The organism is Streptomyces sp. NPDC058872 (assembly GCF_042743065.1).
Lineage (GTDB): Bacteria > Actinomycetota > Actinomycetes > Streptomycetales > Streptomycetaceae > Streptomyces.
Window position 1 is genome coordinate 124,942 of sequence record NZ_JBHYMK010000012.1, and the last position, 14,456, is coordinate 139,397.

Consider the following 14,456-nt stretch of genomic DNA (forward strand, 5'->3'; position numbering starts at 1 on the left):
CCGACCCCGACGGATCCGACGCCGACTCCCACGGATCCGACGCCGACCCCGACGGATCCGACGCCGACTCCCACGGATCCGACGCCGACCCCGACGGATCCGACGCCGACTCCCACGGATCCGACGCCGACCCCGACCGATCCGACGCCGACCCCCACGCCCACTGACCACACCAGTGGAGGCTGGACGACCGGTGGGTCGGGCAGCGGCGGCTGGACCAGCGGTGGCGGTGACTCGGGCGGCTACGGGGACAGCGGCGGATACGGCGGCTCGGGCGGCTACGGAGACGACGGCGGCTACGGCGGCTCGGGCGGCAACCACGGCCCCCAGGGTTCGCTCTCCGAGACCGGAGCCGGCACCGGGAAGGTCGTCATGGGCGTCACCGCGGTCGCCCTCGCCCTCGGCGGTGGGGCGCTGGTGATGGTCAGTCGGCGTCGTCGCCGGTCCGTCTGACCGGGGCGCCGGTCACAAGGTGACCACGCGACCCTCGCGGGCCGACCGTCGTGCCGCTTCCAGGACGTCGAGCGCGGCGGCGGCCTCGTGCGCGGTGACCGGGTTCCGGCCGGTGCCGCGCACGGCGGCGGCGACGGCCGCGTAGTACGCCGGGTAGTCGCCGGGCAGCGACTGCACCGGCGTGCCGCCGCCGCTCGGCGGGGACTCCCCGGCCCCGATCCGGCCCCACAGCTCCTCGGGTTCCGTGCCCCAGGCCGCACCGGGGCCGGGGAGCCGCCCCTCGCGCAGGGCGGCCTCCTGGGGGTCGAGCCCGTACTTCACGAAGCCGGCGTGCTGCCCGAGCACCCGGAATCGGGGGCCGAGTTGGGCGGTGGTGGCGCTCACGTACAGGTGGGAGCGCACCCCGTTCGCGTGGGTGAGCGCGAAGAAGGTGTCGTCGTCGGCCTCGGCGCCCGGCCGGCGCACGTCCGACTCGGCGTACACCGACACCACCGGGCCGAAGAGGACCAGGGCCTGGTCGACGACGTGGCTGCCCAGGTCGTACAGCAGCCCGCCGATCTCCTCGGGGGCGCCGGACTCGCGCCACCCGCCCTTCGGCTTCGGCCGCCACCGCTCGAAGCGGGACTCGAAGCGCTGGATCCGGCCGAGCGCGCCCTCGTCGAGGAGGTGGCGGAGGGTCAGGAAGTCGCCGTCCCAGCGGCGGTTCTGGAAGACCGAGAGCAGCAGGCCGCGTTCCTCCGCGAGGGCGGCGAGCGTGCGGGCCTCGGCGGCGGTCGCGGCGAGCGGCTTGTCCACGACGACCGGCAGGCCCGCCTCCAGGGCAGCCGTGGCGACGGCGACGTGCGTCTTGTTGGGGGAGGCGACGACGACCAGGTCCAGCTCCTCGGCCCCGCCCCGCTCCCACAGCTCCGCGGGGCGGGCGACGACCCGGACGCCCGGGTGGGCCGAGCGGGCCGCAGCGGCCCGCTCGGGGTTCCCGGTGGTGACGGCGGTGAGGACGAGGTCTTCGGAGGCGGCGATCAGCGGGGCGTGGAAGACGGAGCCCGCGAGGCCGTAGCCGACGAGTCCGACGCGGAGCGGGGTGCGGGGGTCGGTGCCAGTCATGCCGGCCACTTAAGCAACGTGGTTGCCAAAGTGCAAGCGGCAGCGAGAATGGGGATCTGAGGGCGGTTGGCGCGGGGGTGGGCCCGGCGCGGACGGACCTGCCCGTGAGCGGACCGGCGAGAAGGCGGACCGGGGGAGAGGGAGGAACCGGTGGAAGCGGAGGAGCACGTATCGGCGGCGCGCGGCCACAGTGCGGCGCTCGTGCTCGACCTGCTGCGCACGGCGGGCGAGGCGGGGATCAGCCGACTGGAGCTGGCCGGGCGGACCGGGCTCACCCCCCAGGCCGTCAGCAAGATCACCGCGCGGCTCCGGTCCGGGGGCCTCGCCGTGGAAGCCGGCCACAGGGCCTCCACCGGCGGCAAGCCCCGCACGGTCCTCCGGCTGGTGCCCTCCGCCGGGTACGCCGTCGGGGTCCACCTCGACCGCGACGAACTGACGACCCTCCTGGCCGACCTCGCGGGCACGGTCCTGGTGCTGCGCCGACGCCCCGCGGACCTGGGTGCGGGGGCGGAACCCGTGCTGGACGCGGTGGTGGAGGAGGTGCGGGCGCTGCTGGCCGGGGCCCCGGCCGGTGCGACCGTCCTCGGGGTCGGGGTCGCCATGCCCGGGCCGCTGGACCACCGGGCCGGGGTGCCGGGCCGGGTGACGGGCTTCCCCGAGTGGGCCGGGCGACCCGTGCGGGACGAACTGGTGGCGCGCCTGGGGCTGCCCGTCGTCCTCGACAAGGACACCCATGCCGCTGCCCTCGCCCTTTCCCTGCGTCCCGCCGCGCCCGACTCCTTCGCCTACCTCCACCTGGGGACCGGGCTCGGCGCCGGTCTCGTCCTCGGCGGTGCGCCGCTGCGGGGGGACAGGGGAGGGGCCGGCGAACTGGGGCACCAGACCGTGCAGCTCGACGGGCCGCCGTGCGGCTGCGGAGGGCGGGGCTGTCTGGAGGTGCTCTGCCTGGCGGCGGTCGCCCGCGGCGAACTCGCCGAGGCGGCGAGGGTCCTGGGCACGGGGGCGGCGAACCTCGTCCGGCTGCTCGACGTCGACCGGGTGGTGCTGGGCGGACGGACCGTGCTCACCGAGCCGGAGGCGTTCGTGGGGGGCGTGCGGGAGGTGCTCGCCGGCCTCGGCCTGACGGTTCCGGTGGAGTGTGCGGTGGGGCGGGACCTGGTGGCGGAGGGTGCGGCGTGGCTGAGGACGGCGCCGGTGTTCGGGAGGGAAGTGCGCTCCGATCGTCCGATCATCGGAAAGTAGGCCGATCGGGCGGAAGGTGCGGTCCCTCCGGGGGTGTTTCCGGTGTCGCTGCCCCGCCCGCCGTCCTCCGCGTGGCAGCGTCGCCGTCGTCCCCACGACCGCGAGCGACAAAGGCAGACCCGCCCATGGCAACCGTCTCCCGGCGCCTCAGCGGCGTCCGCGCCGCCACCCTTGTCGCCGCCGCGACGACCCCCTTCGCGGTCGTCGCTCCGGATTCCGCGGCGGCCCCCCACTCCACGGCTTCCCCGGTCGCCGCCCCGGCCCCCCGGTGCGGCACCCCCACCGGCGGGGGCTTCCCGCTGGACACCCGGCTCCACGGCGGCCCGCCCGACTACCGGGCCGGAGGGCCCCTCCAGGACTGGAAGCTGGACCTCACCAACACCACCGACGCGCCCTGCTCCGGCGTCCACCCGGTGCTCGTCCTCACCGACCGCGACCGGGCCCTGCGCCCGGAGCAGATCCGTTTCGAGTTCTACGACGAGGGCGCCGCGCGCTGGCGCCCGGTGGCCTTCGAGGCGACCGAGGAGGCCGAGAACGTGGGTGCGTTCACCGGCTTCGGGGGCTTCGCGGTGCCCGCGGGCCGCACCCTCACCGTTCCCGTGCGCCTGGCCTTCGGAGCGGAGACGACGCCCGATGAGGTCGTGGTCAACGCGGCGGTGGTGCAGCGCCGCGGCGACGACGGGGACTGGGTCGGAGAGTCCGGTGACTACCGCCTGACCGTCGGCCCCGCGGCCCCCGACCGCCCCGACGCGCCCACGGCACCTGACACACCCGAAAGGCCGCAGCCCTCGGCACCGCCCGGCCGCCCGGCCGACCCGTCGGCCCCCGCCGCGGCCCGCCCCGAGGACGCCGGCGCCGCGGTGCCGCTCCCCGAACTGGCCCGCACCGGAAGGGAGTCGGAAACGCACCTGTACGTCACGGCCCCGCTCGCGGTCGGCCTGGTCCTGCTCGGCGCCGTGCTCCTCCGGGTCGCACGGCGCCCCCGGCACCGCTGAGCCGTGCTCCGCGCCCCTTCCCGTTCATCCCCGTCTGCGACCATCCCCGGGTGAACTACCAGAACACCCCCGGCGCCCCCGTCCGCTCCGGCGTCCCCGAGCACGGCCGCGTTCCCAAGTACTACGCCGTCAAGGCGAAGCTCGCACTCCTCGTGGACGAGTTGGGGGAGGGCGGAGCGCTGCCCACGGAGCGGGACCTGGCCGTCCGGTACGAAGTGTCCCGGGAGACCGTCCGGCAGGCCCTGCGCGAACTCCTCCTGGAGGGGCGGGTGCGCCGTCGGGGCCGCGGCACGGTCGTCGCCGGCCCCAAACTGGAGCAGCCCCTCTCGCTCGCCAGCTACACGGAAGGGGTCCGTCGGCAAGGGCGGCGCCCGGGCCGCAGTCTGATCTCGCTCGACCGTTTCCCCTGCCCGGAGGCGCTCGCCCCCGAGGTCGGCGCCGAACGGGGCGAGCCCGTCTGGCACATGGAGCGCGTGCTGCTCGCCGATGACGAGCGGGTCGGCCTGGAGAGCACGTACGTCTCCGAGGCCCGTGCCCCGCGGCTGGACGCCGACTTCGATCCGGACTCCTCCTTCTACGCCTACCTCCACGACCGGCTCGGGATCTCCTTCGGCGGTGCCGACGAACGCATCGAGACCGTCCTCGCGACCCCGCGCGAGGCCCTGCTCATCGGCACCCCGCCCGCCCTGCCGATGCTGCTGCTCCACCGCGCCTCGCGGGACGCCGCCGGGCGGCCCCTGGAGCGGGTGCGCACCCTCTACCGGGGTGACAGGTTCAGCTTCACCACCCGCCTGGGCCCGCAGGACTGATCGGGCCGGTCGGTCACCCGAGGGTGTTTGGTCACGAGAAGATAACGGGTCTGGTCCAAGCTTGTCGGTCCGTTCACCGTTCCGTCGACCGCCGGATCCGTCCGGTCCACCCGCCGCCACGACCGTTTCGGTCATGAAGGTGATCGTCGTAGGAGCCGGCGTGGTGGGCACCATGCACGCCTGGCACGCAGTGGAACGCGGCCACGAGGTCGTGCACATCGAGCGCGAGGCCGAGGCGCGCGGAGCGTCCCTCCGCAACTTCGGCCAGATCTGGGTGAGCGGCCGGGCCGGCGGGGAGGAGCTCGACACCGCCCTCCGCGCCCGCGAACTCTGGGAGGACATCGGCGCCCGCGTCCCCGGGCTCGGCTTCCGGGCCATCGGCTCCCTCACCCCCGTGCGGAACGCGCTCGAACGCGCCGTCGCCGAGGCCGCCGCGGCCCGTCCCGACGCCGCCGCCCGCGGCTACCGGCTGCTGACGGCCGACGAGGCGCGCACGATCAACCCCGCCCTGCGCGGGGACTTCGAGGCCGCCCTGTGGTGCGAGCGGGACGCCGCCGTCGAGCCGCGCACCGCCCAACTCGCCCTCCGCGAGGCCCTCCTCGCCACCGGCCGCTACACCTTCCTGCCCGACCGCGAAGTCCGTGACGTGGCCACCCGGGGGACCGGGGGCCGCGCCGTCCGCGACGACCGCGGCGAGACCCACACCGGCGACGCCGTCGTCCTGTGCACCGGGGCCTGGCTCTCCGGCCTCGTCCGCGAGGTCGCCGGCGAGCTGCCCGTCCGCCGGGTCCGGCTCCAGATGATGCAGACCGAACCCCTCGGCGAGCCGCTCACCACCTCCGTCGCCGACGCCGACTCCTTCCGCTACTACCCGGCGTACGCCTCGTCCGCCCTCGACGCCCTCAACGAGGGCCAGGCACAGGACCCGACCGCCGCCGCCCACAAGATGCAACTGCTCATGGTGCAGCGGCTCGACGGCGGACTGACCATCGGCGACACCCACGAGTACGAGCACCCCTTCGCCTTCGACACCCTCGAAGACCCCTATGAGCACCTCGGCCGGGTCGTGGAATCCCTCCTGGGCCGCCCGATGCCGAAGGTCCGGCGCCGCTGGGCCGGGGTGTACGCGCAGTGCGTCGACACCGGCCGGGTCGTGCACCGCCAGCGGGTCGACGACGGGATCTGGCTGGTGACCGGGCCCGGCGGGCGCGGCATGACCTGCTCGCCCGCCATCGCCGAAACGACCGCCAACGAACTGGGCTGGTGAACACCGTGCAGAAGTCGAACCTGATCGTCCTCGACATGGCCGGCACGACCGTCGCCGACGGCGGCCTCGTCGAACAGGCCTTCACGGCCGCCGCCGAACGCCTCGGGGAAGACCCCGCCACGATGATCGACTACGTCCGCGCCACCATGGGCGAGTCCAAGATCTCCGTCTTCCGCCACCTGTTCGGCGGCGACGAGACCCGTGCCGGACGGGCCAACACCGCCTTCGAGGAGGCGTACGGCGAGCGGGTCGCCGCCGGCCTCATCGCCCCGGTTCCCGGCGCCGCCGAAGCGATCGCCGCCCTCCGCGACCAGGGCCGGACCGTGGTCCTCACCACCGGCTTCGCCCGGACCACCCAGGACGCCATCCTCGACGCCCTCGGCTGGCGCGACCTGGTCGAGCTGACCCTGTGCCCCGCGGACGCGGGCGGCCGGGGGCGCCCGTACCCCGACATGGTCCTCGCCGCCCTCCTCCGCACCGGGGCCGTGGACGACGTCCGCCGGGTCGTGGTCGCCGGCGACACCTCGTACGACATGCTCAGCGGGGTCCGCTCGGGCGCCGGGATCGTCGCCGGCGTCCTCACCGGCGCGCACGGCGAGGCCGCGCTGAAGGAGCACGGCGCCACCCACGTCCTCCCCTCGGTCGCGGAACTGCCCGGTCTGATCCGGGAGTGCGGGGCGTGACCGGCGGCATCCGCTTCGACGGCGTCACCGTCGCCTACGGGAGCACCACCGTCCTCGACTCCCTCGACCTGACCGTCGAACCCGGCGAGGTCATGGCCCTCCTCGGCCCCTCCGGCTCCGGCAAGACGACCGCGCTGCGGGCCGTCGCCGGCTTCGTCCGGCCCGCTTCCGGGCGGGTGTTCATCGGCGACCGCGACGTCACCGCGCTCCCCCCGTACAAGCGCGGCATCGGCATGGTCGTCCAGCAGTACGCCCTCTTCCCCCACCTGCGGGTGGAGGCCAACGTCGCCTTCGGCCTGAAGGCCCGGAAGGTCCCCAAGGGGGAGATCCCGGGGCGGGTCGCCGAAGCCCTGGAGATGACCGGCATGGCGGCCTACGCCCGCCGCCACCCCCGCGAACTCTCCGGCGGCCAGCAGCAGCGCGTCGCCATCGCCCGCGCCCTCGCCATCCGCCCCGAGGTCCTCCTCCTCGACGAGCCGCTGTCGGCCCTCGACGCCCCGTTGCGCTCCGGAATGCTCGCCGAGCTGGCCCGGCTCCACCGCGAGCTGCCGGACGTGTCGATCCTCTACGTCACCCACGACCAGGTCGAGGCGCTGACCCTGGCCGATCGGATCGCCGTCATGGACCGGGCCAGGCTCCAGGACTGCGGCACTCCGCACGACCTGTACCGCAGGCCGCGCACCGCGTTCACGGCCTCGTTCGTGGGCAACGCCAACCTGCTGCCGGTGCGGGTCGGCGTCGACGGCGCCGTCTTCGCGGGCACCGAGCTGAAGGTCCCGCCCTCCGGCGCCGCCCCCGGGTCGGCCGCCACCCTCTGCCTCCGCCCGCACCTCGTCGGCCTGGGCGAGGGCCCGAACCCGCTGCGGGGGCGGATCGTCGAGGTCCAGTGGCGCGGTTCCACCCACCGGCTGTACGTCGAGGTGGGCGGGCACCGGGTGAAGGCGGACGTCCGGGAGCTGAGGGAGCCCCCGCCCCTCGGCAGCGAGGTGACGCTGCACTTCGCCCCGGAGGACGCGGTCCTGTTGGCCGCGGGGGTGCACGATGGCTAGCCCGGTACGGGGCCCCGCCGCAGCGCCCCCGGCACCGGAGGCCGCGTCCGCCCCTTCCGTCCCCGGGGCGCCTCCCGCACGGGGGCCGGGGGAGGGGCGCACCGCGACCACCGGCACGGTTCCCCCCTGGACGTGGGCACTCCCGCCCGTCGCCGTCCTCGCGCTCGTCTTCCTCTACCCCCTCGCCCTCGTCGTCCGGGAGTCCCTCACCCCCGGTGCGTACGCCGGGGTCTTCGCCTCCTCGGCGTTCCGCGAGGCGCTCGTCACCACCGTGTGGCTGGCCGTCGCCTCCACCGCGGGCTGTCTCGTGCTCGGCCTCGTCCTCGCGCTCATCGTCGTGTTCGTGCCCTTCCCCGGCGGGAAGGCGGTGTCGAAGTCCATCGACGTCTTCCTCTCCTTCCCGTCCTTCCTGATCACGCTCGCCCTGCTCTTCCTCTACGGCACGGTCGGCACGGCCAACGGGATCTGGACGGACCTCACCGGCGACCAGACCGGCCCCTTCCACTTCCTCAACACCCCGTGGGGCGTCCTGCTCGCCGAGATCACCTACTTCACCCCGTTCGTGATGCGCCCCCTCCTGGCCGCCTTCTCGCAGATGGAGACCGCCCAGCTGGAAGTGGCGTCCTCGCTCGGCGCCCGGCCGCTGCGGATCGTCCGGCAGGTGATCCTGCCGGAGGCGCTGCCCGCGCTCGCCGCCGGCGGCAGCCTCGTCCTCGTCATGTGCCTCAATGAGTTCGGGATCGTCCTCTTCACCGGTGCCAAGGGCGTCACCACCCTCCCGATGCTCGTCTACGGCAAGGCGATCCTCGAATCCGACTACGCCGCCGCCTGTGTGGTCGCCGTCGTCAACGTCGCCCTTTCGGTGGGCCTCTACGTCCTCTACCGGGGGGTGAGCCGTCGTGCTGGTGCATAGCCGCACGGGCAGGTGGGCGACGTGGGCCCTGGGCGCCGTCCTCTTCGTCCCGCTGTTCGCCCTGCCCCTCCTCGTCATCCTCACCGCCTCGTTCGCCACCCACTGGTCCGGTGCCTTCCCCTCCGGACCCACCGCCGCCCACTACGCGGCGGCCGTCCGCGGCGAGTCCCTCCAGGCACTCACCACCAGCCTGGTCACCGCCGTCACCGCGAGCCTGATCGCGCTGACCGTCGGCACCTGGGCGGCCCTCGCCGCATCCGCCCTCCGGAAGGGGACGAGCGGCCCCGCAAGGCTCCTGGGCAGGCTCGTCGACACCCTGTTCGTCCTGCCGGTCGCCGTGCCGTCCGTGGTCGTGGGCCTCGCCGTCCTGGTCGCCTTCTCCCAGCCGCCGGTACTCCTCAACGGCACCCGCTGGATCGTGATCCTCGCGCACACCGTGCTCGTCACCGCGTTCGCCCACCAGTCGGTCTCGGCCGCGATCCTGCGCCTCGACCCGGTGTACGAGCAGGCGGCGGCCGGTCTCGGCGCCCGCCCCTCCCGCGTCCTGCTCCGGGTGAAGCTCCCGCTGCTGCTGCCGTCCCTGAACGCCGCCGCGGGACTCTGCTTCGCCCTGTCCATGGGCGAGTTGAGCGCCACGATGATGCTCTACCCGCCGGACTGGACCCCGCTGCCGGTGCTCATCTTCACCGCCACCGACCGCGGCTCCCTGTTCACGGGCTCGGCGCTCGCGGTGGTCCTCATGACCGCGACGCTGCTCGCCCTGCTGCTCGTCTCCCGCATCCGCACCAAAGCCCCGTACCGCTAGGAGAGAACGACGTCATGCTTACCCACGCCAAGCCGATCGCCGCCGTCATCGGCGCCCTCGCCCTCACCGCCACCCTGACCGCCTGCGGTTCCTCGGCCGCTTCCGACGAGAAGGTCGTCACCGTCTACAGTGCCGACGGCCTCAAGGGGGAGTCGGGGGACGGCTGGTACGACAAGGTCTTCGCCGACTTCGAGAAGCAGACCGGCATCACGGTCAAGTACGTCGAGGGCGGCTCCGGCGAGATGGTGCAGCGCGCCCTCCGCGAGAAGAGCAACACCCAGGCCGACGTCCTGGTCACCCTGCCCCCCTTCATCCAGCAGGCCGGCTCCAAGGGCCTGCTCCAGGAGTACCGGCCGAAGGGCTCCGACCGGGTGAACGGCGGCGACAAGTCCGGCGACGGCACCTGGACCTCCGTCGTCAACAACTACTTCGGCTTCGTCCACAACAAGAAGGAGCTGCCGACCCCGCCGAAGACCTGGGAGGAACTGCTCGACGCGAAGTACCGGGACCGGCTCCAGTACTCCACCCCCGGCGTCGCCGGCGACGGCACGGCCGTCCTCATCAAGGCGATGCACGACTTCGGCGGCCAGCAGCCGGCGATGGAGTACCTGAAGAAGCTCCAGGCCAACAACGTCGGACCGTCCTCCTCCACCTCCAAGCTCGCCCCCAAGGTGGACAAGGGCGAGCTCCTCGTCGCCAACGGCGACGTCCAGATGAACTTCGCCCAGGCCCGGTCCATGCCGAACCTCGGCATCTGGTTCCCGGCCAGGGACGGCGGCGCGCCCACCACCTTCGCCCTCCCGTACGCGGCCGGCCTGGTGGACGGGGCCCCGCACACCGAGAACGGCAAGAAGCTCCTCGACTTCCTGCTGAGCGAGGGGGCCCAGCGCGAGGTCAGCTCGATCGGCGGCGGCTTCCCGGCCCGCACGGACGTCAAGGCCACCGACGCCAACGCCATCGAACTGGCCGCCCTGATGGAGGGCGTGGAGGTCTTCGAACCGAACTGGGCCGACATCGACGAGAACCTCACCGCCCTCGTCGACGCGTGGAAGTCCGCGACCGGAAGCTAAGAGTTCACCGAGCACTCCTGGAACGCCCCCGAACATCGCGGAAAGATAACGGGTACGGACCAACGCCCCTGAGGAATCAGGGGCGTTGCCGTGCCCAGACCCCTTCGACGGAGGACTCCGACATGCCGATCACCGGCATCTCCCGCCGCACCGTGCTCGCCGCCGCCGGTGCCACCGCAGCAGCCGCCGCCACCGGGCTCGCCGCCCCCGCCGCCCTGGCGGCGCCCGCCGTCCCCGCGCTCCCCGACGGCACCAGCACGGACAAGGTGCTCGTCGTCGGGATGGACGGCCTGCGCCACGACCGGATCGACGCCGCCAAGGCCCCCACCCTCAAGTCCCTGATGGCGAACGGCACCTACGGCCGCTCCCTGCTCTACGCCAACCCGATGGCCGCGACCTCCTCCGGCCCCGGCTGGTCGACGATCTCCACCGGCGTCTGGCCCGACAAGCACGGCGTCAGGGACAACAGCTTCAGCGGCAAGAACTACGGGCAGTACCCCGGCTTCCTCGCCCGCCTGCACCAGGTCCGCCCCGAGCTCTCGCTCTTCGCTGCCGTCGACTGGCCCGAGCTCGACACCCACGGCACCGTCACCCCCGGCGCCGACGCCACACTGGTGTACGACAACGACTACGCGGTCAACGACGGGCTGATCACCGACATCACCGAGGACGTCCTCCGCCACCAGAACCCCGACGTCCTCTTCGTCTACTTCGGCGAGACCGACGAGATCGGCCACCACCACGGTGCCGGCAGCCGGAAGTACCTGGACGCCATCGACGTCCAGGACGGCTATCTGGGCCGGCTCCTCGCCGCCGTCCGGGCCCGGCCCACCTACGCCGCGGAGCGCTGGACGATCATCGTCACCACCGACCACGGCCACACCGACGCCGGCGGCCACGGCGGCTCCAGCATCGAGGAACGACGCACCTTCGTCCTCGCCCAGGGGCCCGGCATCGCCGCCGGCGCCCGCCCCATCGACACCCGGCTCGTCGACGTCGCCGCCACCGTCTTCCACCAGCTCGGCATCGACCCCGACCCGTCCTGGGGCCTCGACGGGAAGCCGATCCAGCAGCGCTCCGACGACCCCTTCGACGACCTCTACGGAACGCTGACGGGCCGCGTCGACGAGACCGGAATCCCCAACGGGATCCTCGGCTTCACCCACACCCCGCCCAGCGGCTGGTCCGTCATCAACAACGCCATGGGCACCGGTGGGGTGACCGAGTGGCGCGGCTGGTCCTTCGCCACCGACGAGTTCTGGTCCCGCACCCAGCGCGACCAGTCCCGCGAGCTCAACGTCCGTGCCCGGGGCGTCTTCGCCGTCGCCGACTCCGACGAATGGGCGGACAAGAGCTTCTCCGGCAGCTACGACTCCACGCTGGTCACACCCGCGTACGACGTCTCCGGCGCGGCTTCGGTGACCCTCGACTTCACCACCTTCTACCGGCAGGAGGGGCGCCAGACCGCCCGGGTCCTCGCCAGCTTCAACGGCGGCACCCCCACCCCCGTCAAGAGCTACACCGCGGACGTCGTGTCCCGCCCCCAGTCCCTCACGGTCGCCGTCCCGCCCGGCGCCTCCCACGTCAGCTTCCGCTTCCACTACACCGGCGTCAACAACTGGTACTGGACCATCGACGGGGTCGAGATCAGCACATCCTGACTACGCTGGGGGCGTCGCCACAGCGCTGTCGCGGCGCCCCCAGCACACCGCACGTTTGCACGGCAGGAGTCCCGCACCCATGGCAGAGCGCAAGCCGATCGAATCCTGGCTCACCGACATGGACGGCGTCCTCATCCACGAGGGTGTGCCGATCCCCGGCGCCGACGCGTTCATCAAGAAGCTGCGGGAGACCGGGAAGCCGTTCCTGGTCCTCACCAACAACTCGATCTACACCGCCCGCGACCTGCACGCCCGCCTCGCGCGGATGGGCCTCGAGGTCCCCGTCGAGAACATCTGGACCTCGGCCCTCGCCACCGCCAAGTTCCTCGACGACCAGCGTCCCGGCGGCACCGCGTACGTCATCGGCGAGGCCGGCCTCACCACCGCGCTGCACGACATCGGTTACGTCCTCACCGACCACGACCCGGACTACGTGGTGCTCGGCGAGACCCGCACCTACTCCTTCGAGGCGATGACCAAGGCCGTCCGCCTGATCAACGCCGGCGCCCGCTTCATCTGCACCAACCCCGACGAGACCGGCCCGTCCCTGGAGGGCCCGCTCCCGGCCACCGGCTCCGTCGCCGCGCTCATCACCAAGGCCACCGGCAAGGAGCCCTACTTCGCGGGCAAGCCGAACCCGCTCATGATGCGCACCGGCCTCAACGCGATCGGCGCCCACTCCGAGTCCAGCGCGATGATCGGCGACCGGATGGACACCGACATCCTCGCCGGCCTGGAAGCGGGCATGCAGACCTTCCTGGTCCTGACCGGGCTGACGACGCAGGCGGAGATCGACCGCTTCCCGTTCCGCCCGTCGAAGATCGTCAAGTCGATCGCGGACATCGTCGACCGGGTGTAGGGAGGGCGGCCGTCCCGCCCCTGCGGATGCGAGCCGCGTCGATCCGGGTGACCCTGCCAGTATCAGGAGGTCACGATGCGTTCAGGTCCCATTGCTCTCCGTGCCGCAGGGGCGGCCCTGGTGCTCGTGCTGGCACCCGCGGCCGGCGGTGCGCACGCCCACGACGGGGTGAAGGCCACCGCCACCCCGTCCACCGCCGGTCCCGGCGCGGACGTCGACGTCCACGTCCGGGGCTGTGGGGGCACGACCGGCGTCGCCACCTCCCCGGCGTTCGTCGCCAATGCGGAACTCACCGGCCGGGACGGCGCCGGTGCCCCGCTGGTCGGCGACACCACCCTCAGGTCGGGCCTCGAAGACGGCACGTACGAGGTCGGCGTGGACTGCGACGGACACCGGCACCCGGCCGCCGGGACCGTCCGGGTCCGGCACCACCAGGAGCCCACCCGTCCACCGGCCCCGCCGACCCCGGTGGCCCCGGTCCGTGCCGGCGGGGGAGGGGCCGCCGCCTTCGCCGCGCCGGCCGCCCCCGGCGTCGCCCAGACCACCAGTGAGAGCGGCCTCGGCACCCCGTACACCCTCCTCGGCCTCGGAATGGCCGCGGTCGCCGCCGTTGCGGTCGCCCTCCGCAGCGCCCGCCGCAGCGCCTCCGGCCCCGGTACGGGTACCGGTACGGACTGACCGGTGGCGGGTGCGGGCCGGCCGGTCACCGGCGTGGCCTGGGCGGTCCTCGTGCTCGGGCTCTGGCTCTGGGGGCGCGAGGCCACCGAGGGCCCCGGGAGCAGCTCCGCGCCGACCACCGGGGACATCGCCGCGGTCGGCCGTCCGCTCGGCCCCGCACTGCCCCCGGCCCACGCGCCGATCGCACCCGCCGCACCGCGCCGGGTGGAACTCCCCTCCCTCGGCATCTCCGCACCCGTCGTGGCGCGCGGCCTGGACGGCGCGGGCGCCGTCGACCCGCCGCCCTACGAGATGCCCCGCACGGTGGGCTGGTTCGGTTCGGGCACCCGGCCCGGCGCCGCGGGGGCGGCACTCCTCGTCGGCCACGTCGACACCGAGACCCGCCCGGCCGTCTTCCATGACCTGAGCGCGGTGCGCCCCGGTGCGAAGGTCCGCGTCACCCGGACGGACGGCACGGTCGCCGAATTCACCGTCGACGACGTCCGGACCTTCCCCCGCGACCGCTTCGACCCGGCCAAGGCCTACGGGCCCCACGCCCCCCACCGTGCCGAACTCCGTCTGATCACCTGCGGCGGAGCCTTCGACCGGGCGACAGGCACGTACGCGGCGAACGTGGTGGTGTCGGCATACCTGACGGGAGCGGGAGCGGGAGCGGGGACGGGAGCGGGAGCGGGAGCTGGGGCGGCGCCGAGCGCCTGAAGGGGGCTCCCGGCCCCGTCCGTCGCGGAGCGCGTCGGCCGGCCCGGGGAGAGCGGGTGGCCGAGCAGGGGAGCGGCGGGACGGAGGGGGCGTGCCAGGACCGGGCCCCGGTCGGCGGGGCGCGTCCCGGGCTGTCGCCGACCGGGCCGGTCCTCGACCGCGGGGCCTT

The 14,456-nt window shown here is 73.8% G+C and carries 14 protein-coding genes and 1 pseudogene; 14 read left to right on the forward strand and 1 reads right to left on the reverse strand.

From position 1 onward, the window contains the following. Positions 1–453: pseudogene (locus tag ACFW22_RS10450) on the forward strand (hypothetical protein); the annotation flags it as partial. Between the two features lie 12 nt (positions 454–465). On the opposite strand, the gene ACFW22_RS10455 reads toward ACFW22_RS10450, so the two are convergent. Beyond that, a complete protein-coding gene (locus ACFW22_RS10455; RefSeq protein WP_386401338.1) occupies positions 466–1,557 on the reverse strand; it encodes a Gfo/Idh/MocA family oxidoreductase in 1,092 nt (363 codons plus the stop codon). 150 nt (positions 1,558–1,707) lie between these two features. Between ACFW22_RS10455 and ACFW22_RS10460 the strand changes: the two genes are divergently transcribed. The 13 genes from ACFW22_RS10460 (at position 1,708) to ACFW22_RS10520 (ending at position 14,287) form a co-directional block, all read left to right on the forward strand. Continuing rightward, positions 1,708–2,799, forward strand: coding sequence for an ROK family protein (locus tag ACFW22_RS10460; protein WP_386401340.1), 1,092 nt, complete (start codon positions 1,708–1,710; stop codon positions 2,797–2,799). Between the two features lie 125 nt (positions 2,800–2,924). After that, a complete protein-coding gene (locus ACFW22_RS10465; protein WP_386401342.1) occupies positions 2,925–3,794 on the forward strand; it encodes a hypothetical protein in 870 nt (289 codons plus the stop codon). A 50-nt stretch (positions 3,795–3,844) separates the two neighbouring features. Further along, complete coding sequence (locus ACFW22_RS10470; protein ID WP_386401344.1) at positions 3,845–4,603, forward strand: GntR family transcriptional regulator; 759 nt, start codon at positions 3,845–3,847, stop codon at positions 4,601–4,603. 133 nt (positions 4,604–4,736) lie between these two features. Beyond that, positions 4,737–5,870, forward strand: coding sequence for a TIGR03364 family FAD-dependent oxidoreductase (locus ACFW22_RS10475; RefSeq protein WP_386401346.1), 1,134 nt, complete (start codon positions 4,737–4,739; stop codon positions 5,868–5,870). Continuing rightward, positions 5,867–6,553 (forward strand): phosphonatase-like hydrolase, encoded by a 687-nt coding sequence (locus tag ACFW22_RS10480; RefSeq protein WP_386401348.1) that lies wholly within the window; start codon positions 5,867–5,869, stop codon positions 6,551–6,553. The genes ACFW22_RS10475 and ACFW22_RS10480 overlap by 4 nt, the downstream gene beginning before the upstream one ends. Next, positions 6,550–7,602, forward strand: a complete 1,053-nt coding sequence (locus tag ACFW22_RS10485; protein ID WP_386401350.1) for an ABC transporter ATP-binding protein — start codon at positions 6,550–6,552, stop codon at positions 7,600–7,602. Before ACFW22_RS10480 ends, ACFW22_RS10485 begins: the two co-directional genes overlap by 4 nt. Continuing rightward, positions 7,595–8,515, forward strand: coding sequence for a 2-aminoethylphosphonate ABC transporter permease subunit (locus tag ACFW22_RS10490; RefSeq protein WP_386401352.1), 921 nt, complete (start codon positions 7,595–7,597; stop codon positions 8,513–8,515). The genes ACFW22_RS10485 and ACFW22_RS10490 overlap by 8 nt, the downstream gene beginning before the upstream one ends. After that, the gene (locus tag ACFW22_RS10495) at positions 8,502–9,320 is read left to right on the forward strand and encodes an ABC transporter permease (RefSeq protein WP_386401354.1); all 819 of its coding nucleotides are present in this window, start codon (positions 8,502–8,504) and stop codon (positions 9,318–9,320) included. Before ACFW22_RS10490 ends, ACFW22_RS10495 begins: the two co-directional genes overlap by 14 nt. Positions 9,321–9,334: 14 nt before the next feature. Beyond that, positions 9,335–10,390 carry a 2-aminoethylphosphonate ABC transporter substrate-binding protein gene (locus tag ACFW22_RS10500; protein WP_386401356.1) on the forward strand — a complete coding sequence of 352 codons (1,056 nt, stop codon included), beginning with the start codon at positions 9,335–9,337 and terminating at the stop codon, positions 10,388–10,390. Positions 10,391–10,512: 122 nt separating this feature from the next. Then, a complete protein-coding gene (locus ACFW22_RS10505; protein WP_386401358.1) occupies positions 10,513–12,051 on the forward strand; it encodes an alkaline phosphatase family protein in 1,539 nt (512 codons plus the stop codon). A gap of 79 nt (positions 12,052–12,130) precedes the next feature. Further along, the gene (locus tag ACFW22_RS10510; RefSeq protein WP_384878671.1) at positions 12,131–12,910 is read left to right on the forward strand and encodes an HAD-IIA family hydrolase; all 780 of its coding nucleotides are present in this window, start codon (positions 12,131–12,133) and stop codon (positions 12,908–12,910) included. A gap of 75 nt (positions 12,911–12,985) precedes the next feature. Further along, entirely contained in the window at positions 12,986–13,588 is a 603-nt protein-coding gene (locus ACFW22_RS10515; protein ID WP_386401360.1) for a hypothetical protein, read from the forward strand. Between the two features lie 3 nt (positions 13,589–13,591). Then, positions 13,592–14,287: a class F sortase gene (locus ACFW22_RS10520; protein ID WP_386401362.1), complete on the forward strand. Its 696-nt coding sequence runs from the start codon at positions 13,592–13,594 to the stop codon at positions 14,285–14,287. Positions 14,288–14,456 lie beyond the last annotated feature (169 nt).